General features: G+C 68.7%; 16 protein-coding genes. 15 read left to right on the forward strand and 1 reads right to left on the reverse strand.

Annotated features, from left to right (window positions below; translation table 11 throughout):
- The first annotated feature begins 7 nt into the window (after positions 1 to 7).
- From OM960_RS17130 to OM960_RS17190, 13 genes are all read left to right on the forward strand, one after another.
- The gene (locus OM960_RS17130; RefSeq protein WP_264772804.1) at positions 8 to 2,656 is read left to right on the forward strand and encodes a cation-translocating P-type ATPase; all 2,649 of its coding nucleotides are present in this window, start codon (positions 8 to 10) and stop codon (positions 2,654 to 2,656) included.
- Between the two features lie 166 nt (positions 2,657 to 2,822).
- On the forward strand, positions 2,823 to 4,046 hold the full coding sequence (locus OM960_RS17135) for a thiamine pyrophosphate-dependent dehydrogenase E1 component subunit alpha (protein ID WP_264772805.1): 1,224 nt from the start codon (positions 2,823 to 2,825) through the stop codon (positions 4,044 to 4,046).
- 33 nt (positions 4,047 to 4,079) lie between these two features.
- Positions 4,080 to 5,051, forward strand: a complete 972-nt coding sequence (locus OM960_RS17140) for an alpha-ketoacid dehydrogenase subunit beta (protein ID WP_264772806.1) — start codon at positions 4,080 to 4,082, stop codon at positions 5,049 to 5,051.
- Positions 5,035 to 5,373: a type II toxin-antitoxin system MqsA family antitoxin gene (locus tag OM960_RS17145; RefSeq protein WP_264772807.1), complete on the forward strand. Its 339-nt coding sequence runs from the start codon at positions 5,035 to 5,037 to the stop codon at positions 5,371 to 5,373. Before OM960_RS17140 ends, OM960_RS17145 begins: the two co-directional genes overlap by 17 nt.
- The gene (locus OM960_RS17150) at positions 5,363 to 5,908 is read left to right on the forward strand and encodes a hypothetical protein (RefSeq protein WP_264772808.1); all 546 of its coding nucleotides are present in this window, start codon (positions 5,363 to 5,365) and stop codon (positions 5,906 to 5,908) included. The genes OM960_RS17145 and OM960_RS17150 overlap by 11 nt, the downstream gene beginning before the upstream one ends.
- A gap of 22 nt (positions 5,909 to 5,930) precedes the next feature.
- Positions 5,931 to 6,488 carry a hypothetical protein gene (locus OM960_RS17155; protein ID WP_264772809.1) on the forward strand — a complete coding sequence of 186 codons (558 nt, stop codon included), beginning with the start codon at positions 5,931 to 5,933 and terminating at the stop codon, positions 6,486 to 6,488.
- A gap of 39 nt (positions 6,489 to 6,527) precedes the next feature.
- Positions 6,528 to 7,958 (forward strand): MBOAT family O-acyltransferase, encoded by a 1,431-nt coding sequence (locus OM960_RS17160; RefSeq protein WP_264772810.1) that lies wholly within the window; start codon positions 6,528 to 6,530, stop codon positions 7,956 to 7,958.
- An 11-nt stretch (positions 7,959 to 7,969) separates the two neighbouring features.
- The gene (locus OM960_RS17165) at positions 7,970 to 8,932 is read left to right on the forward strand and encodes a hypothetical protein (RefSeq protein WP_264772811.1); all 963 of its coding nucleotides are present in this window, start codon (positions 7,970 to 7,972) and stop codon (positions 8,930 to 8,932) included.
- Between the two features lie 201 nt (positions 8,933 to 9,133).
- On the forward strand, positions 9,134 to 10,300 hold the full coding sequence (locus OM960_RS17170; RefSeq protein WP_264772812.1) for a cation:proton antiporter: 1,167 nt from the start codon (positions 9,134 to 9,136) through the stop codon (positions 10,298 to 10,300).
- A gap of 157 nt (positions 10,301 to 10,457) precedes the next feature.
- Positions 10,458 to 12,203 carry an acetate--CoA ligase gene (gene acsA, locus OM960_RS17175; protein WP_264772813.1) on the forward strand — a complete coding sequence of 582 codons (1,746 nt, stop codon included), beginning with the start codon at positions 10,458 to 10,460 and terminating at the stop codon, positions 12,201 to 12,203.
- Positions 12,200 to 14,200 carry a pyruvate dehydrogenase (acetyl-transferring) E1 component subunit alpha gene (pdhA, locus tag OM960_RS17180; RefSeq protein WP_264772814.1) on the forward strand — a complete coding sequence of 667 codons (2,001 nt, stop codon included), beginning with the start codon at positions 12,200 to 12,202 and terminating at the stop codon, positions 14,198 to 14,200. Before acsA ends, pdhA begins: the two co-directional genes overlap by 4 nt.
- Positions 14,201 to 14,203: 3 nt before the next feature.
- Complete coding sequence (locus OM960_RS17185; protein WP_264772815.1) at positions 14,204 to 15,358, forward strand: dihydrolipoamide acetyltransferase family protein; 1,155 nt, start codon at positions 14,204 to 14,206, stop codon at positions 15,356 to 15,358.
- Entirely contained in the window at positions 15,355 to 15,630 is a 276-nt protein-coding gene (locus OM960_RS17190; RefSeq protein ID WP_264772816.1) for an acyl carrier protein, read from the forward strand. Before OM960_RS17185 ends, OM960_RS17190 begins: the two co-directional genes overlap by 4 nt.
- A gap of 94 nt (positions 15,631 to 15,724) precedes the next feature.
- On the opposite strand, the gene OM960_RS17195 is transcribed toward OM960_RS17190, so the two are convergent.
- Complete coding sequence (locus tag OM960_RS17195; protein WP_263339468.1) at positions 15,725 to 16,486, reverse strand: DeoR/GlpR family DNA-binding transcription regulator; 762 nt, start codon at positions 16,484 to 16,486, stop codon at positions 15,725 to 15,727.
- 304 nt (positions 16,487 to 16,790) lie between these two features.
- Here OM960_RS17195 and glpD point away from each other — a divergent pair, with 304 nt between their 5' ends.
- Positions 16,791 to 18,389, forward strand: a complete 1,599-nt coding sequence (gene glpD / locus OM960_RS17200; protein ID WP_432759525.1) for a glycerol-3-phosphate dehydrogenase — start codon at positions 16,791 to 16,793, stop codon at positions 18,387 to 18,389.
- Positions 18,390 to 18,406: 17 nt separating this feature from the next.
- Positions 18,407 to 19,495, forward strand: coding sequence for an ABC transporter ATP-binding protein (locus tag OM960_RS17205; protein WP_264772818.1), 1,089 nt, complete (start codon positions 18,407 to 18,409; stop codon positions 19,493 to 19,495).
- The last annotated feature ends 12 nt before the right edge of the window (positions 19,496 to 19,507 follow it).

Below are 19,507 nucleotides of genomic sequence, written 5' to 3' on the forward strand. Positions count from 1 at the left end.
GCCGAGGATGCCGGAACTGGCGCTGGACAAGCCATTTGCGCTCGCAGCGGACGCGGTTGCGACCGCGCTCTCCACGGATCCCGCGCAGGGCCTTTCGACCGTGGAAGCCAAGCGGCGGCAGCAGCTTTGCGGGCCGAACCGGCTGCGCAGGCGCGCCGCCAGAAGTGCGCTCTCCATTCTCCTGCACCAGTTCAGCGGGATCATCGTCTGGCTGCTTGGCGCGGCGGTGGTACTGTCGCTGATCTTGGGCGATCTCGCCGAGGCCGTCGCGATCCTCGTCGTTCTCGTGATCAATGGCGCAGTCGGCTTCTTCACCGAGCTGCGCGCGTCGCGGTCGATGGAAGCGTTGCTGCGGATCGCGGAGGTCCGGTCGCTGGTCCGTCGCGACGGGCGTGTCCGCAAGGTCGATGCCCAAGACCTCGTGCCGGGCGACATCGTGCTTCTGGAGGCGGGCGACATCGTGACCGCCGACCTGCGGCTGGTCGAGGCGTCGAACCTGCAGGTCGACGAATCCGTCCTGACCGGGGAATCGGCTCCGGTCGAGAAGGACACGCCCCGCGTCGCCGCCGATGCGGGGATCGGCGACCGCGCCAACACGGCCTTCAGGGGCACCGCGATCACCCGGGGTGCGGGCGAGGGGATCGTGGTCGCGACCGGCATGGGCACCGAGATCGGCAGGATCAGCGATCTCGCGCAAAGCGCCGAGGGCGAGGCCTCGCCGCTGGAGCGTCGGCTCGACCGGCTCGGGCACCGGCTGGTCTGGCTGACGCTCGCGCTCGCGGTGCTGACGATCTTGGCAGGCGTGCTGCAGGGGCATGCCTTCGGCACCATGCTGCAGACCGGCGTCGCGCTGGCGGTGGCGGCGGTGCCCGAGGGTCTGCCGGTCGTGGCGACCCTGTGCCTTGCGCGAGGGATGTGGCGGATGGCGGCGCGCAACGCCCTGATCACCCGGCTCTCGTCGGTCGAGACGCTGGGGGCGACGACGGTCGTTCTCACCGACAAGACCGGCACGCTGACGGAAAACCGGATGGCGGTGGTGCGCTACCTGCTGGCGGGCGGCGATGTGGCGTTCGAGGCGAAGGGCGAGGCCCGCGCGGGGGATGACCGTCTCGCGGCGGCGCTGCGGGTCGGGGCGCTCTGCATCAACGCCGAGCCCGGCGACGGCGCGGCGGAGGATCACGGCGGCGACCCGATGGAGATCGCGCTCCTTACCGCCGCTGAAGCGGCCGGGATCGGGCGCGGATGGTTGAAGGAGCACTATCCCCGCGTGCGGAAACACGCCTTCGATCCCGACCGCCGGATGATGGCCTCGGTCCATGCCGACGGTGCCCGCTTCCTCTACGCGGTCAAGGGAGCGCCCGAGGCGGTCCTCGAGGTCTGCGACCGCCAGCTCGGCGCGGAGGGTCCGGTCCCGCTCGACGCAAGCGGGTGCGCGGACTGGGCGCGACGGCAGTCGGAAGCCGCGCGGGAGGGGCTGCGGCTTCTGGCGCTGGCGATGAAGGAGGCGGCATCGGACGGCGATCCGCCCTACGAGGGGCTGACGCTCGTCGGCCTCGTCTGTTTCCTCGATCCGCTCCGCGCCGATGTGCCCGAGGCGTTGCGCGCCAGTCTCGATGCCGGGGTGCGGGTGGTGATGCTGACCGGCGATCACGCCGACACGGCGGCCACGATCGCGCGGCACGCCGGGCTCGGGGAGGACGGGCTCGTCGTGATCGAGGGCCGGGACCTGCGCGGCTTCGACGCCGAGACGGCCGGGGAGGACATGCGTGAGCGGGTGCTCGCGGCCGACGTCTTCGCCCGCGTCGAGCCCGAGACCAAGCTGCGCCTCGTGTCGCTGTTCCAGAAGCACGGCCATGTCGTCGCGATGACCGGCGACGGCGTGAACGACGCTCCGGCGCTCAGGAAGGCCGATATCGGCATCGCGATGGGGCTGCGCGGCACCGAGGTTGCGCGCGAGGCGGCCGACATGGTGCTGATGGACGACGCCTTCGCGACGATCATCGCCGCGATGCGGCAGGGACGGGTGATCTTCGCGAACATCCGCCGGTTCGTCGTTTACCTGATGTCGTGCAACGTGAGCGAGGTCCTGGTCGTCGGCCTCGCCGTCGCCGCCGGCCTGCCGCCGCCGCTCCTGCCGCTGCAGATCCTGTTCCTGAACCTCGTCACGGATGTCTTTCCCGCCTTCGCGCTCGGCTTCGGGCGGGGCGGGGACCGCGTCATGCGGCGCCCGCCACGCGATCCGGGCGAGCCGATCGTCGGGCGGCCGGAGTGGATCTGGATCGGTGTTCTGGGGGGCATCATCACCGCCGCGACGCTCGCCGCCTTTGGACTCGCGCTGTTCTGGCTCGGTCTTGACCCGCAGCGGGCGGTGACCGTCGCCTTCGTGACGCTCGCGCTCGCCCAGCTCTGGAACGTGTTCAATGTCCGGTCGGTGGGCGGGCGGCTCCTGCGGAACGACGTGACGCGGAACCCGTTTGTCTGGGCTGCGCTCGGCTTCTGCACGGTGCTGATCGCGCTGGCCCTGTGGTGGCCCGGCCTGTCCGGCATCCTCGACCTGCCGCACCCCGGCGCAGCGGGCCTGCGTCTTGCCGTCGGCCTGAGCTTCGGGCCCCTCATGGTCGGACAGCTGTTGCTGGCCCTGCGGCGGGTGGCCTGACCCGAGACGCGGGAGGGTGCAACGGACTCCGAAACGGCAGCGCCGCATCCTCCGCACGACTGACGCGCGTCAATGCAGCGCCGGCCGATCGGCGCCATCCTGACCCGTGATCCGAACGCGCCTGTCGCCGGAGCGACGGCGCGAGATCGGCTGTCGGGAGGACAACATGACAGACCATCAAGGGAATCTGGTGACCTGCCCTGAAGACGAAGGGCAAGCACCGCAATCTGAAGGCCGCCGCGGCTTTCTCAAGCTCGCGGCACTGACCGGCGCGGCGGCATCGCTGTCGACGCGGCGGGCGCTCGCAAACGGCGACATCGGCTATCACGCGATGGATCTGCCGGACGACAAGCTCGTCGACATGTACCGGACGATCCTGAGGATCCGCTGGCACGAGCGGACCCAGGCCGACCAGATGCTCGCGAACCCCGACTACCGGGGCTACAACCACTTCTATGCCGGGCAGGAGGCGGTCGCGACCGGCGTCTGCGCGGCCCTGCGCAATGACGGGCCGTTCGAGCAGATCGACCTCGTCTATTCCTCGCACCGGCCCTCTGGCCATGCCATCGCCAAGGGCGTCGACATCCCGACGATGGTGGCCGAGATGGACTTCCGCGCCACCGGCATGAACGGCGGCTACGCGGCCGAGATGCATATCTCGGACCCCTCGGTGGGCTTCATCGGCGCCGACGGGATGATCGGCCCGGCGCCGGTCATCGCCTCGGGCTCGGCCTTCGCCTTCCGGGCGCGCGGCTCGGACCAGGTGGCGGTGGTCTTTGCGGGCGACGGCAACTACGCCGCGCCGCATTTCCATTCCACGCTCAACAACGCGAAGCTTCTCGACCTGCCGCTGATCTACGTGTGCGAGAACAACCTCTATCACCAGTACGCGCATTACTCGTACTCCTGCCCGCACAAGGACATCGCCGATGCGGCGGCGGCCTACGGCATCCCGTCGCGCACCGTCGACGGGCAGGACGTGACCCAGGTCTACAACGTTGCGAAGGAGGCGGTGGACCGCGCCCGCGCCGGCGGCGGCCCGAGCTTCATCGAGGCCAAGACCTACCGCTACTACAACCACTGGGGCGCCCCCGGCGCCAAGGAGGGCGAGCTCGGTGCCTTCGGCTACGACCCGCTCGCCATCACCTCTTTCCGCCCCGAGCGCGAGGTCCGCGCCTGGATGCAGCGCGATCCGGTGGACATCGCGCGCAACATCCTCGTCGACTGGGGAATCCTCGAGGAACAGAAGGCGCTCGACATCGAGGCGGAGGTCAAGGCCGAGATCGCCGCGGCTTTCGAATGGGCGCTCTCGCAACCGCTCTGTACGCCCGAGGATGGTCTCAAGCACGTCTTTGCCGAAGGCACGGTGCCGGCCCGCCAATTCGGCTGACCCCATTGCCTTCGCGCGTGAAAGGATACGCAAATGACTGAGAAAAGCTGGATGTATTCGGTCCTTGAGGCCGTGCAACACGAAATGCGCGAGGATCCGGCGCTGACCTGGATCTTCGAGCTGACCCCGCCAGTGGCGTCGAACCCGAACATGCCGGTGATCAACCTCGAGACCGAGTTCGGCCGCAAGCGCGTGGTCAACACAGGGATCGACGAGAACTGGATGGCATCGGCGGTGCTCGGCGCCGGGCTCGCGGGCTCGCGGGCGGCGACCTACATCCCCTATCAGGGCGCGCTGATGCCGCTCGAGGTGATCCAGAACGTCGCCGGGAAGCTTCGCCACATGACCGGCGGCAAGGCCGCGATGCCGGTGGTCTGGGTGATCGAGATGACCGGCCAGACGCCCGGCTTCGCGGGGCAGCATTCCTGCTACGAGGAGGACAGCTTCTACATGCACATCCCCGGTGTGCGGACGGTCATCCCGTCGACGCCCTATGACGCCAAGGGGATGATGCACGCCGCGCTGCGCTCCCCCGATCCGGTGGTCTATCTCTATCCCGCCGGCCTCAGGACGCTGACCGAGGAAGTGCCCGACGAGCCCTACGAGGTGCCGCTCGACAAGGCGGCGGTGCGGATTGAAGGCAGTGACCTCACCATCGTCAGCTCCGGCGGCGGCATGCCGGGGGTGCTGGAGGCTGCGGAAGTGCTGAAGGGTGAGGGCATGGGGGTCGAGGTCATTGATCTGCGGGTCTTGAAGGAGATGGACACCGAGACGCTCGTCACCTCGGTCGCTAAGACCAAGCGGCTTTTGACGGTGGACCAATCCTACTACACGCTCGCTCCGGGGGCCGAGGTCGTCGCCCGCTGCGCCGAGAACGTCGAGGGCGCTCGGTTCAAGCGGGTCGCCTTCCCCGACGCGCCGCCGCCGGCCTCGCCGGAGATGTTCCTGTGGATGCGGCCGAACGCCGAAGGCATCGCGGGGGCGGCGCGTGCGCTCGTCGGCTGACACGGCGCGCGACGGCGGCGCGGCGGTGGACCCGGTGGACGCCGCCCCGCGCTGCCAGTCCTGCGGCAATGGCCGGCTCGCGCGCGACCGGATCAAGACCGCGCTCTGGTCCGGCAGTCGGCTTGTGGTGGTCGAGGACGTGCCGGCGCTCGTCTGCGGGTACTGCGGCGAGCAGTTCTACGAGGACGAGACGGCGATGCGGCTCGACATGCTGAAGGGGGGCGGCTTTCCCTCCGCCGAGGCGACGCGCGAGATGGTCGTGGCGGTCTTCGCCTTCGAGGCGCCCCGGCCGGACGATGGGGGCGGGGGCGATGAGCGTTAGGAGGCTCTTGGCGGCGGTCGTGGCCGGGCTCTCCGCCGCGCCCGCGCTGGCGGACGATTTCGCCTTCATGCCGCCCGGCGGTGGTTCGATCCTTGCCGGGTCGCTCTTGCCCGGCGACGCGACGGGCCTTGCCGAGGCGGCCGCCCGAAAGGCGAGCGCCGAGGACTGGGCCGCCTGGGCCCGCGAGCGCAATCCCGACTTGCCCGACGCCGCCATCGAGACCTTCGCGGGCTATGCCGCGCTGAACTTCCCCATGGCCGCCGAAGCGGCGCAGTCGCTCGCCGAAAGCGGAGATCCGGCACTCCTGCCGCCTGACGGCAAGGAACTGGCGATCGCCCAGTGCCAGTTCTGCCATTCGCTCTTCACCGGCTACCTGATGCAGGACCGGGACGAGACCAACTGGCGCGGCACCTTCAAGGCGCCGTTCCATGCCGAGATCCCGATGAGCGAGGTCGAACGCGACACCTTCGCCCATTACTCCGCGATCAACATGCCGCTGAAGTTCGGGGACGTGCCGCCGGAACTCCGGTTCTGACATCTGTGAGGGAGACGAGCCGATGAGATGTTCCCACCGCCGCGCGGCCTTCCTGACTGCCCTGATCGCTGCCGTGGCGGTCGCGGCCGCCGCTCAGGACGAGGTCTTCGCCTTCATCCCCGACGGCGGCCGGACGCTTCTGGAGACCGCGCGCGCGGAGCGGCTGCCCGAGGGGCTCGAAGGCGCCATCGCTTCGCAGGAGGGCGATGCCGAGACCTGGCGCGGGCGGCTGGAAGCGGCGCAGGCCGACGCGCCCGCGCTCGCCGCGCTCGACGCCTGGCAGACCGATACGCTGGCACATTACCTTGCCGCCAACGCGCCCCTCGCCGCGGGCGAGTTGCCACGCGACGGGCGCGACATGGCGCTGCAGCTCTGCCAGTCCTGCCACATCATCACCGTTGTCGTCACGCAGGAACGCACCCGCGAAGCCTGGCTCCGCACGATGAACTCGCCAAGCCATATCGAGATTGCAACGACGCCCGCCGAACGCGAGGCACTGGCGGATTACCTCGTGATCAACGCGGGCATACCGATCGACCAGATCCCGCCGGAACTGCGCGCTGGCGGGGCCTCCTACTGAGGCGCAGACGGGTCAGGGGGCGAGGGAGGGCGCCTTGCGATGCTGTTCACCACGCTCGACTTCCTGCTCTTCCTTCCCGCCGCCGTCCTCGTCTTCTGGCTCCTGCCGGCGCGCCTGCGGCTGGCATGGCTCGTGCTGGCGAGCCTCGTCTTCTACGGCAGCTTCGGGCTCGGGAACCTGATCTATCTCTCCGCCGTCGTGATCATCGTCCTTGTTGTCGGGCGTGTGCTGCGGGCGAAGGCGCCGGGCGCGCGGCGCGCGGCGTTGTGGGTGGGCACGCTCGCCATCCTCGCGATGATGGGGCTCCTGAAGTACTACGATCCGGTCGCGGCGGGCATCGACGGGCTGCCGGCCCTCGGCCTCACCTCGCCGGCGGGGTTCTCGTTCTACGCCTTCACCGCAATCGCGCTGATCGTCGACCGCTACCGCGATCCGGAGGCGGCGCGGGCGGACGACGCGCAGGAGGTGCTCTACCTTGCGTGGTTCCCGAAGATCCTCGCCGGCCCGATCGAGCGGATCGAGCCGTTCGTCGAGGAGCTGAACGACAAGACGCCGCTCGGCTGGCCGCAATTCGCGGCGGGCTTGCAACTCATCCTCTGGGGCCTCGTCAAGAAGGTCGTGATCGCCGACAATCTCGCGCCCTTCGTCGACCGCACCTATGCGATCCCGGCCTACGCGGTGCCCATCGAACTCATCCTCGCAAGCTACTTCTTCGCCTTCCAGATCTACTGCGACTTCTCCGGCTATACCGACATCGCGCGCGGCACCTCGCAGCTGTTCGGCATCCGGCTCTCGGAGAACTTCCGGCGCTCCTACTTCGCGCATTCGGTGGGCGAGTTCTGGTCGCGGCGCTGGCATGTCTCGCTCGCCGACTGGTTCCGGGACTATGTCTACTTCCCGCTCGTCGGCCCCGAGCGAAAAGCCTGGCGGATGTATGCCGGGCTGATGGTCGTCTTCGTCCTGAGCGGCATCTGGCACGCCGGTCTCGGTTACGGCATCGGCTGGGGCTTCGTCGCCTGGGGGCTCCTGAACGGCGTCTATCTCTGGGGTGAGCGGGCGCTCAACCCGCTCAGGCGGCGGCTTCGCAAACGGCTTGGCGGAGGCTGGCTCGGGCGGGTGCACGAGATCGCGGCGATCCTCACCGTCTTCCACCTCGTGCTGGTCAGCTGGGTCTTCTTCCGGGCCGGTGACCTCGGTGACGCCATGACGATCCTCACCCGGATCTGGCAGAGCCTGCCGGGGCTGCCTGCGCTCCTGACCCGCTACCCGTTCACCGGCGAACAGGCCTTCCTCGCGCTTCTCATCGCCGCGCTCCTCGTGATCGAGGCGGCGATGGAGCGGCCCGCCACCGCCGACCGCTTCGCCGCCGCGCCGGCGCTTTTGCGCTGGCCGGTCTGGCTCGCCTGCCTGTTCGCGCTGATCCTCCTCGGCCGGTGGGACAGCGAGGTCTTCGTCTACATGCAGTTCTGAAAGGCATTGGAATGCACAGCCTCAGCCGCCCGCCGCCGACCTTGCCGTGGACCCGTATCGCGGCTTTCCTCGGCCTCTTCGCCGCGATCTACGTCGCCGCCGCCGCCATCGCCGAGGTCCGCGTCGGCCGGGCCGGGCAGGGGGCGATGCAGGACCTCCTCGCCGCGAAGGGCAGCCAGGTCGACTGGATCGTCTTGGGCGCCTCGCATGCCCTGCCGCTCGCCTACGGCGGCGTTCCCGAACGGCTGGAAGCGGAGACCGGGCAGCGCATGATGGTGCTCGCCGAGGTGGGCGCGGGGCCGCTTTACGCCGACTTCGTGCTGCGTCAGGCGCGTGTCGACATTGAGCCGAAGCATATTCTCTATGTCGCGGACTCGTTCGCGTTCCGTTCGCCCCGCTGGAACGAGGAGCGCATCGCCGACCGCAAGCTCCTGCGCAAGACGCCTTGGCGGGCCTCCACGCTCGGCATTCTGGCCGGGTTGGCCGGGTCGGAGGGCATCGCTCCGGGCGCGCTTCTCGACTATGCTCTGGGCTTTTCGAAGCTCAACCCACCCGACCGGTTCCCGCAAGACGACTGGCGCGGGGCGGAAAACTTCGACCGCAGCTTCCGGCCGTCGCGTCACGCCACCGGGGCGCGGATCGGCTATCTCTATCCCGAAGGCGCCGCGAAGGCGGACCCCGGCCGCTATCTCGACGCGCTGGAGGCCATGTTCGCGAGGGCCCGGGCCGAGGGTCTGAGCGTCACCGTCGTCAAGCTGCCGGTGCCGGACGCCTTCCGCGAGGCCCTGCCCGGCGAGACGGAGTTCGACGCCGCACTTGCCGCCCGCCTCGCGCCGCTCGGCATCCCGCTCCACGATCTGAGCGCGGCGCTGGCCGATCCGCGCCTCTACTTCGACACCGATCACCTCAACCGTGACGGCATTGATCTACTCTACGAACGCCATCTGGGACCGATCCTCGCGGCCGGCGGCTGACCGGAAGGGCGACTTGATCGGTGTCATGTTTCGGAACGGCGCAGCGTGTAGCCTCGGATCCCATCAGGCGATGAAGGGCAGGGCGATGGTTGCGCGGACGGGGAGGACGGACGAAGGACCGGGCTTCCGGGTCGGGGTCTGCCCGGACCGGGCGCAGCGCATCGCGCCGGCCTTGCGGCCACGCGTGCCGGGCGTGAGCCGATGACGGGCGCGGCCACGCTGATCGCGATCGGTGTCCTGTTTCTTGCCGGGATCGCCGTGGACGCCTTCGGGCGGCGGCTGCATGTGCCGCGGGTGACGCTCCTCGTGCTTCTCGGCGTTGTCGCCGGGCCGCCGGTTCTCGACCTCTTGCCGCCGGCGCTGGCGCGGACCGACGACATGGTCGCGCCGGTCGCGCTGACGATGGTAGCTTTCCTGCTCGGCGGCCAGCTCAAGCCCTCGACCCTGAGCGAACACGGGCGCGAGATCCTGTCTTTGTCGCTGTCGGTAGTCGCGGTCTCCGCACTGGTCGTTGGTTGCGGCGTGTTCCTTGTCACCGGCGATCCGGTCCTGTCGCTCCTGCTCGCCGGTCTTTCGGCGGCGACCGATCCCGCCGCCACGCGCGACGTGATCCGCTCGGCCGGGGCTGAGGGGCGCTTCGCCACGAACATCCTCGGCATCGTGGCGGTGGACGACGCCTGGGGCATCATCCTCTTCAGCCTGATGCTCGCGGCCGCAGGGGTCGTCGCCGGCGGCGTGGAGATCGAGCCAGTGCTCCACGGTCTGACCGAACTCGCCGGCGCCATCGCCCTCGGCCTCGCGGTCGGTCTGCCCGCCGCCTACCTCACCGGGCGCATCAAGCCCGGCGAGCCGACGCTGATGGAGGCGCTCGGCATCGTCTTTCTCTGCACCGGCCTCGCCAGGCACTTCGGGCTGCCCTACCTGCTGACCGGTGTGGTTTGCGGTCTCGTCATCGTCCATTTCGCGCGCCACCACGACCGCCCGTTTCACGAGATCGAGCGCATCGAATGGCCCTTCATGCTGCTTCTCTTCGTGATGGCGGGGGCGGCGCTCGATCCCGGCGTGCTGGCGCGGTTCGGGTTCGCCGCCCTCGCCTATGTCGGGTTTCGCGCCCTCGCGCGGGTCCTCGGCGGTTGGGCGGGCGGAACCCTCGCACGGCTTCCGGCGCGTGAGGGGCGGCTGACGGGGCTGGCCCTCATGCCGCAGGCCGGGGTGGCGATCGGCATGGCACTCGTGGCAGGCGAGCGGTTTCCGGCGCTCGCCGAACCAATCCTCGGCATCACCATCGCAAGCACCGTGGCCTTCGAGGTCTTCGGTCCGGTCCTGACTCAATACGCGCTCTCCGAGGCGGGCCGGGCACCTGAGTGATCGCCGGCCGCGCGGGGGCGTCGGAGTCGCAGTCCGCCACCGGCTCCGGCTGATCCGGATCAACCGGCAGGCAAGGTGGCGCGCTACCCTGACGCGGCTTCCGACCCCGGGGCATCTTTGCCCGTCGCGGGCGGGACTTCGCGAAAGGAGCGAGCCCATGAGCGACAAGATCCTGCGCAAGGACGAGGCCGCGGCGCGCACCGCGAACATGCCCGATTACGAGGTGGTGCGGAAGGCGTTCTCCTGGAAGGAGGCGCGCGCCGCGCTCGCGGGCCTGCCCGGAGGCGGGCTCAACATCGCGCACGAGGCGCTGGATGCCCATGTCGCGGCGGGGCGGGGCGAGAAGATCGCGATCCGCTGGCTCGGCCGCGACGGCGGTCGGCGCGACGTCACCTATGACGATCTGACGCGCGAGACCAACCGCTTCGCCAATGTGCTCGGGTCGCTCGGCATCGGGCCGGGCGAGGCGGTCTACTCGCTCATCGGCCGCGCGCCGGAGCTTTACGCCGCCGCGCTCGGCACCCTCAAGTCCGGCGCCGTCTTCTGCCCGATGTTCGCGGCCTTCGGGCCCGAGCCGGTGCAGGCGCGGATGGAGATCGGCTCGGCGAAGGTCCTCGTCACCACCGCCAGCCTCTACCGGCGCAAGGTGGCGCCGGTCCGCGACCGGCTGCCCGAACTCGCGCATGTGCTCCTCACCGACGGTGAGGCCGAGGGATGCACCGCGCTCGCCCCCCTGATGGAGGCGGTGAGCGACGTGTTCGAGACCGCGCCGACGAAGCCCGAGGACCCCTCGCTACTCCATTTCACCTCCGGCACGACCGGGCGGCCCAAGGGCGCCCAGCATGTCCACGAGGCCGTGGTCGCCCATCGCGCGACGGCGCGCTTCGCGCTCGACCTCAGGCCCGAGGACACCTACTGGTGCACCGCCGACCCCGGCTGGGTCACCGGGACCTCCTACGGGATCATCGCGCCCCTCGTCATCGGCGTGACGATGATCGTGGACGAGGCCGAGTTCGACCCCGACCGCTGGTACGACATCCTCGGTCGGGAGGGCGTGACCGTCTGGTACACCGCGCCCACCGCGATCCGCATGCTGATGCGCGCCGGCGCCGGGCTGATCGGCAAGCGCAGGTTCCCGCGGCTGCGTTTCATGGCGAGCGTCGGCGAGCCCCTGAACCCCGAGGCGGTTCTCTGGGGGCAGGAGGTCTTCGGGATCCCGTTCCACGACAACTGGTGGCAGACCGAGACCGGCGGGATCATGATCGCCAACTACGCCTCGATGGATGTGAAACCCGGCTCGATGGGCAAGCCGATACCGGGGATCGAGGCCGGGATCGTCGAGGTGACGGATGCGGGCGTGAAGGAGCTGACGAAGCCGCAGGCGATCGGCGAACTCGCGCTCCGGCCCGGCTGGCCCTCGATGATGCGCGCCTACCTGCACGAGGAGGCGCGCTACAAGAAGTGCTTCCGCGATGGCTGGTATCTCTCCGGCGACCTCGCGATGCGCGACAAGGACGGCTACTACTGGTTCGTCGGCCGCGCCGACGACGTGATCAAGAGCGCTGGCCACCTGATCGGCCCCTTCGAGGTCGAAAGCGCGCTGATCGAGCATGATGCCGTGGCCGAGGTCGGCGTGATCGGCATTCCCGACGAGACGGCGGGCGAGATCGTCAAGGCCTATGTCACGCTGCACAAGGGCTTCGAGCCGGGCCCGGAGCTGGAGCGCGAGCTTCTCGGCCATGCGAGGAAGCGGCTCGGTCCTGCCGTCGCGCCGAAGGCGATCGTGTTCCGCGAGAACCTGCCCAAGACCCGCTCCGGGAAGATCATGCGCCGCCTCCTGAAGGCGCGGGAACTCGGCCTGCCGGAAGGGGATATCTCCACCCTTGAAAGTGACGAGAAATGACCGACGCCGCACTGAAGCCCCGCCTCGACCACGGCCATGTCCGTGACCTCCTCAAGGCGATGATCCGCATCCGCCGGTTCGAGGACAAATGCGCCGAGCTTTACACGCAGGAAAAGATCCGCGGCTTTCTCCACCTCTACGACGGCGAGGAGGCGGTGGCGGCGGGCGTGATCCCGGTTCTGGCCGAAGCCGACCGGATCGTCGCCACCTACCGCGAGCACGGCCACGCGCTGGTGCGCGGCCTGCCGATGGGTGAGGTTCTGGCCGAGATGTACGGCAAGGCCGAGGGCTCGGCCGGCGGGCGCGGCGGGTCGATGCATCTCTTCTCGGCAAGCGCGAACTTCTACGGCGGCAACGCCATCGTCGGCGGCGGGCTGCCGCTCGCGGTGGGCCTCGCGCTGGCCGACAGGATGCAGGGCGCAGACGCCGTCACCGCCTGCTTCTTCGGCGAGGGCGCGGTGGCCGAGGGCGAGTTCCACGAGGCGATGAACCTCGCCTCGCTCTGGAACCTGCCGGTGCTCTTTGTCTGCGAGAACAACGGCTACGCGATGGGCACCGCACTCGACCTTTCCGAGGCCGAGACCGACATCGCAGCCAAGGCACGCAGTTATGACGTCGTCGCCGACGTGGTCGACGGAATGGACGTCGTCGCGGTCGAGGCCGCGACCCGCCGCGCGCTCGCGCAGATGCGCGAGACCGGCGAGCCCCATTTCCTCGAATGCCGCACCTACCGCTTCCGCGCGCATTCGATGTTCGACGCCCAGCTCTACCGCCCGAAGGAAGAGGTGGAGGACTGGCGCCGGAAAGGCCCCATCGTCCGCTTCCAGGGCTGGCTCGAGGAGAACGGCCTGATCCATGCCGAGGAGGTCGCCGCGATCACCGCCGAGCTCGATGCTGAGATCGCCGAGGCCGTCGCCTTCGCCGAGGCGGGCACGGACGAGCCGGTGGAGACGCTGACGCGCCACGTCATGGCCGAGGAGCGGCCCGCGCCGCCCGAGCCTGCCAAGCCAGAAAAGACGGTGGAGACCACCTACCGCGAGGCGGTCAAGGCCGCCATCGCCGAGGCGATGGAGAAGGACGAGCGCGTCTTTCTCATGGGCGAGGATGTCGGCCGCTACGGCGGCTGCTACGCGGTCTCGAAGGGGCTTCTCGACCGCTTCGGCCCCGACCGCATCCGCGACACGCCGCTTTCCGAATCGGGGTTCACCGGCGCCGGGATCGGCGCGGCGATGGCGGGGATGCGGCCCATCGTCGAGGTGATGACGGTCAACTTCTCGCTGCTGGCGCTCGACCAGATCCTGAACACCGCCGCCACCTACCGGCACATGTCGAACAACGCCTTCGGCGTGCCGGTTGTGATCCGCATGGCGACCGGCGCGGGCCGCCAGCTCGCGGCCCAGCATTCGCATTCGCTCGAAGGCTGGTACGCGCATATCCCCGGCGTCCGCGTCCTCGCCCCGGCGACGCTCGAAGACGCGCGCGGCATGCTCTGGACCGCGCTGCAGGACCCCGACCCGGTGCTGATCTTCGAGAACGTGATGCTCTACAACATGGCCGGGGACTTGGCCCAGAACGCCGGTCCCGTCGATATCGACAAAGCGGCCGTGCGCCGCGCCGGGCGGGACATCACGCTCGTCACCTATGGCGGCTCGCTCTGGAAGACGCTGGAGGCCGCGGCGGAGCTGGTGAAGGACGGGATCGAGGCCGAGGTGATCGACCTGCGCAGCCTCAGGCCCCTCGACTTGGAGACGGTCTTCGCCTCGGTCGCGAAGACCCACCGTGCGCTCATGGTGGACGAGGGCTGGAAGACCGGCAGCCTTGCCGCCGAGATCGGGATGCGCCTCGCCGAGGAGGCGTTCTTCGACCTCGACGCGCCCCTGGCCCGCGTCTGCAGCGCCGAGGTTCCGATCCCCTACGCCCGCCATCTCGAACAGGCGGCGATCCCGCAGGTTCCCTCCATCGTCGCGGCGGCGCGGCGGCTTTGCGGGAAGGGCTGAGGCATGGGCGAGTTCCGCATGCCCTCGCTCGGCGCCGACATGGAGGCGGGAACCCTCGTCGAATGGCTGAAGGCGCCGGGAGACCGCGTCGCGCGCGGCGACATCGTCGCGGTCGTGGAGACCCAGAAGGGCGCCATCGAGATCGAGGTGTTCGAGGACGGTTTGCTGGAGCGGACTCTGGTCGGAACCGGCACGACAGTGCCCGTGGGCACGCCGCTCGCCGTGATCCGCGCCCCCGGCGAGGCCGCCGCTCCGACCCCCACGCCGGAGCCCGAAGCACCCGCGCCGGAACCCGTGCCGCGACCGGAACCCGCCGCACCGCCGCCTGCCTCCGGAGAGCGGCTCCGCATCACGCCGCTGGCGCGGCGGCTGGCCGAGAAGAAGGGTCTCGACGAGGCCCGGCTGCGCGCCATCGCGGGCACGGGACCCGAGGGGGCGATCACGCTCCGCGATCTCGAGGCACCGGGCGAAGCGCCCGCGGAACCCGCCGCGCCGATGACCGAGATGCGCGCCGCCATCGCCGCCGCGATGGCGCGCTCGAAGCGCGAGATCCCGCATTACTACCTGGCGCAGCAGGTGGATCTGACTCCTGCCTCGGCGTTCCTCGCGGCGGCAAATGCCGACCGCGCGCCGGAAGACCGGATCCTGATGGGCGCGCTCTTTCTCCACGCGGTCACCCGCGCCGCGAGGGAGTACCCCGAGTTCAACGGCCACTTCACCGACGGCGCCTTCCACCCCTCGGCAGAGATCCATGCCGCGATGGCCGTGGCCCTGCGCGGCGGCGGGCTCGTCGCCCCCGCGATCCTCGACGCCGGCGCCTGCGATCTCGCGTCACTCATGGCGCGGATGCGCGACACGCTCGGCCGGGTCCGCACCGGCCGCTTCCGCGCCCGCGAGCTTTCGGAGGCGACGATCACCGTCACCAGCCTCGGAGAGCGGGGCGTCGACACGCTTTATGGCGTCATTCAGCCGCCGCAGGTCGCCATCGTCGGCTTCGGCACCCCCGCCGAACGCCCCGTCGTGCGTGACGGCACCATCGCCGCCGCCATGACGACGACCGTCACGCTCGCTGCCGACCACCGCGTCAGCGACGGCCATCGCGGCGCGCTCTTCCTGCGCGCCATCGACCGCAACCTGCAGGAACCGGAGGCGCCATGACATCGGACCCGATCGAAGACCTCGTGCGCAAGGAGCTCGGCCGCATCGCCCCCGATGTCGACCCGGGCGAGATCGACCGCAAGGGCGACCTGCGCGAGGAATGCGACATCGACTCGCTCGATTTCCTCAACCTCGTCACCGCGCTCGGCAAGGCGCTGTTGCTGCCGATGCCCGAGGCGGACTACCCGAAGATGCGCAGCTACGACGCGCTGGTCGCGTATCTGCGCACGTCCAGGCACGCTCCCGACAGCGACGCCAGCCCGTCATCCTGAGCGAATCCTGATAGCCCCGCATCCGGGCGGTTGGGTTCCTTGAGTTAAGGCATGGGGCCCATGTGCGCGGCTCGCCCGGTGTCGGCCGGTACGCCTATCTTGCCACGACGACCCGCACGCCCCAGTCGCGGCACCGGGCCTCCAGGGTCTTCGGTAGCGGCTGATCCGTGAACACCGCATCGACCTCCGATATCGACGCGATCCGCGCCGGTGCCGTGCGCCGGAACTTGGAATGGTCCGCCACCAGGAAAACCTTGCGCGACTGGCGCAGCAGGGTCTGGCTGACGCTGACCTCCTGGATGTCGAAATCCAGCATGTCGCCGTCCTCATCCAGCGCGGAGCAGCCGATCACGGCAAGGTCAAACTTGAACTGGCTGACGGCCTCGGTGGTCAGCTTGCCGACGAGACCGCCATCGGCGCGGCGAAGCTGGCCACCGGTGACGATGATCTGGCAGTCGGGATTGCCGACAAGAATGGCCGGCACGTTCATGTTGTTGGTCACCACCAGTAGGTTGCGGTGGCGGAGCAATTCATGCGCGACCGCTTCGGTGCTGGTCCCGATATTGAGAAACACGGATGCGTCCTCCGGAACCTCCACCGCGCAGGCCTTGGCGATGCGCAGCTTGGCTTCCTTGAAAAGGCCGCGCCGTTCTTCGTAGCCGATGTTCGTGACCCCGGACGGCAAGACCGCGCCGCCGTGGACACGTTCGAGCTTTCCCGCTTCCGCGAGATCGGTCAGGTCGCGCCTTATGGTCTGCAGCGTCACGTTGAAATGCTCGGCAAGCCCCTCGACGGTTACCTTCCCGTCGCGTCGTGCGATGTCGAGGATCTCGGAATGGCGAAAAGTCAGTGACACACCGTTCCCCCTTTGCTCGGCTGGCGCGCCGGTCGCGAGCCCGCTTCGGGCCGAAGATACGGGAATCGGATTCGCCTGTCAAAAATGTTCGAATATGCGCGTCAACGCCTTGGTGTGCGCCTTCACCGCGCTTTTCCCCACGAGCATCTTGCCGATTACTGAGCCGATTCTTCGGATAAGATGCACGTAACGCACTGATATAGAAAAGAAAATAAACTTAAAACGCAAAACGAAAATATTATGTTTCGTTTTCATTCGCTTTTGGGATAGAAGATGATCCATCCGAGTGCGGACTGCGGAGAGAATGGTGGACGGCACCGAACAACAGGACATCCACGATCTGTTCGTCGTCGGCGGCGGCATCAACGGCTGTGGCATCGCCCGCGATGCGGCGGGGCGCGGATTGAAGGTGGTCCTCGCCGAGATGAATGACCTGGCGTCTGCCACCTCCAGCGCCTCGACCAAGCTCTTTCACGGCGGCCTGCGCTATCTCGAGTACTTCGAGATCCGCCTCGTGCGAGAGGCGCTGGTCGAACGCGAGGCGCTGCTCAGGGCGATGCCGCATATCAGCTGGCCAATGCGTTTCGTGCTGCCCTATTACGACGACATGCGCTTCGAGGGCGCGACACCCACATCGCGCATTCTCGGCATCGTCATGCCTTGGATGCGGGGACGCCGCCCCGCCTGGCTGATCCGTCTCGGCCTGTTCCTCTATGACAATCTCGGCGGGCGGAAGATCCTGCCGGGAACGCGCTCTCTTGATCTGGCCTCCGACCCCGCGGGCCGCCCGCTCAAGGACAAGTTCCGCAAGGCCTTCGAGTATTCCGACTGCTGGATCGAGGATTCCCGCCTTGTCGTGCTGAACGCGCGCGATGCAGCGGCGCGTGGCGCGACGATCCTGACGCGCACCAAGGTCACGGCTGCTCGGCAGGTGCAGGGTGTCTGGGAAGTCACCGTCGCGGATGAGCAGGGCACCCGCAAGGTCCGGGCGCGGATGCTCGTCAATGCCGGCGGGCCGTGGGTCGGCGACATCATTCACGACACGGTGGGGTTGCGCTCTGGCGAAGGCGTGCGACTGGTGCGCGGCAGCCATATCGTGACGAAACGGCTCTATGATCACGACAAGTGCTACTTCTTCCAGGGCGAGGACGGCCGGATCATCTTCGCGATCCCCTACGAGACCGATTTCACCCTGATCGGCACGACCGACGCGGAGCACCCCGATGCCTCGATCAAGCCGGTCTGCACGCCGGAGGAACAGGACTACCTCTGCGCCTTTGCGTCGAAATACTTCGAGAAGCCGGTGACGCGCTCCGACATCGTCTGGACCTACTCCGGCGTCCGGCCGCTTTACGACGACGGCGCCCAGTCAGCGACGGCGGCGACCAGGGACTATACGCTGAAGATCGACACCTCCGCCGGTGCGCCGGTGCTCAACGTCTTCGGCGGCAAGATCACCACCTACCGACGGCTCGCCGAGAGCGCGATGGACAAGATTGGCGCGGCTCTGGGCGTCGCGACGGCGGGCTGGACGGGGGGCGTGCCGTTGCCCGGGGGCGACTTCCCGGTCGGCGACGTGGCGCGGCTGATCGCGGAACTGAAGACCGCTTATCCGTTCCTGAGCGAGTTCTGGGCTCGCCGCCTCGTCCGCGCCTACGGGAGCGAGGCGCGGTCCGTGCTTGGTGACGCACAGTCGGCGGCCGACCTCGGCGAGGATTTCGGCGCGACGCTGAGCGAGCGCGAGGTCGTCTGGCTCATGGACAAGGAGTTCGCGCGCACCGCCGAGGACGTGGTCTGGCGGCGCTCGAAGCTTGGTCTTCGGCTGAGCGCCGAGCAGATCGCCGCGCTCGACACATGGATGGAGAAGGCTCGCCGCAACGCAACCTTTCACGCGGCCGAGTAGGGGTTAGGGAGACAGCAATGACACTGACGCTTGATGGGGTCACCAAGGTCGTGAACGGCCAGACCCACATACACCCGACCACCCTGACCCTCCAGAACGGGACGATGAACGTTCTTCTCGGGCCGACCCTGTCGGGCAAGACCTCGCTCATGCGGCTCATGGCCGGGCTCGACGTGCCGCAAAGCGGCCGCGTGCTGTGGAACGGGGAGGACGTGACCCGCCAGCGGGTGCAGGACCGCAAGGTGGCGATGGTCTACCAGCAATTCATCAACTACCCGTCGATGACAGTCTACGAGAACATCGCGAGCCCGATGCGGCTTTTGGGCAAGTCGAGGGACGAGATCGACAGGGCGGTGCGCAAGTCGGCGGAGCTGATGAAGCTGACGCCGCTGCTCGACCGCAAGCCGCTGGAGCTTTCGGGCGGCCAGCAACAGCGCTGCGCGCTGGCGCGGGCGCTGGTGAAGAACGCGGGCCTCGTGCTCCTCGACGAACCGCTGGCCAACCTCGACTACAAGCTGCGCGAGGAACTGCGGGTGGAGATCCCGAAGATCTTCGAGGAATCGGGCTCGATCTTCCTCTATGCGACAACCGAACCCGAGGAGGCGCTTCTGCTCGGCGGCAACACCGCGACGCTCTGGGAGGGCCGCGTGACGCAGTTCGGGCCTACGCCCGAGGTCTACCGCCAACCGGTCGACGCGACCACCGCGCGGGTCTTCTCGGATCCGCCGATGAACTTCATGCAAGTCTCGAAGACCGGCGGAAAGCTGATGTTCGGCGACGGCCAGTCCTCACCGCTGACGGGCAAGCTGCGCGATCTGGCCGACGGCCGCTATGTCGCGGGCTTCCGCCCGAACCATGTCGAGCTCGAAAAGCATACCGCCGACGCGATGGTCTTCACGGCAACGCTCGATGTCACCGAGATCACCGGGTCGGAGACCTACGTCCATCTCGACCATAACGGCGTCCGCTGGGTTGGGCTCGTGCATGGGGTGCGCAACCTGCCGCTCGGCAAGGAGATCAAGGCCTATCTCGACCCGGCCCATGTCTACATCTTCGGCGAGGACGGCGCGCTCGTCGTGCCCGCCGCCTACGCACTCGCGGCCTGAGGGGAGGCGACC

It is taken from the genome of Defluviimonas salinarum (assembly GCF_026013545.1).
Taxonomy (GTDB): Bacteria; Pseudomonadota; Alphaproteobacteria; order Rhodobacterales; family Rhodobacteraceae; genus Albidovulum; species Albidovulum salinarum.

Coding starts and splice junctions, on each gene's coding strand:
- OM960_RS17130 (WP_264772804.1), top strand. CDS start 8: ATGCCGGAACTGGCGCTGGACAAGCCATTTGCGCTCGCAGCGGACGCG.
- OM960_RS17135 (WP_264772805.1), top strand. CDS start 2,823: ATGACAGACCATCAAGGGAATCTGGTGACCTGCCCTGAAGACGAAGGG.
- OM960_RS17140 (WP_264772806.1), top strand. CDS start 4,080: ATGACTGAGAAAAGCTGGATGTATTCGGTCCTTGAGGCCGTGCAACAC.
- OM960_RS17150 (WP_264772808.1), top strand. CDS start 5,363: ATGAGCGTTAGGAGGCTCTTGGCGGCGGTCGTGGCCGGGCTCTCCGCC.
- OM960_RS17155 (WP_264772809.1), top strand. CDS start 5,931: ATGAGATGTTCCCACCGCCGCGCGGCCTTCCTGACTGCCCTGATCGCT.
- OM960_RS17160 (WP_264772810.1), top strand. CDS start 6,528: ATGCTGTTCACCACGCTCGACTTCCTGCTCTTCCTTCCCGCCGCCGTC.
- OM960_RS17165 (WP_264772811.1), top strand. CDS start 7,970: ATGCACAGCCTCAGCCGCCCGCCGCCGACCTTGCCGTGGACCCGTATC.
- OM960_RS17170 (WP_264772812.1), top strand. CDS start 9,134: ATGACGGGCGCGGCCACGCTGATCGCGATCGGTGTCCTGTTTCTTGCC.
- acsA (WP_264772813.1), top strand. CDS start 10,458: ATGAGCGACAAGATCCTGCGCAAGGACGAGGCCGCGGCGCGCACCGCG.
- pdhA (WP_264772814.1), top strand. CDS start 12,200: ATGACCGACGCCGCACTGAAGCCCCGCCTCGACCACGGCCATGTCCGT.
- OM960_RS17185 (WP_264772815.1), top strand. CDS start 14,204: ATGGGCGAGTTCCGCATGCCCTCGCTCGGCGCCGACATGGAGGCGGGA.
- OM960_RS17190 (WP_264772816.1), top strand. CDS start 15,355: ATGACATCGGACCCGATCGAAGACCTCGTGCGCAAGGAGCTCGGCCGC.
- glpD (WP_432759525.1), top strand. CDS start 16,791: ATGGTGGACGGCACCGAACAACAGGACATCCACGATCTGTTCGTCGTC.
- OM960_RS17205 (WP_264772818.1), top strand. CDS start 18,407: ATGACACTGACGCTTGATGGGGTCACCAAGGTCGTGAACGGCCAGACC.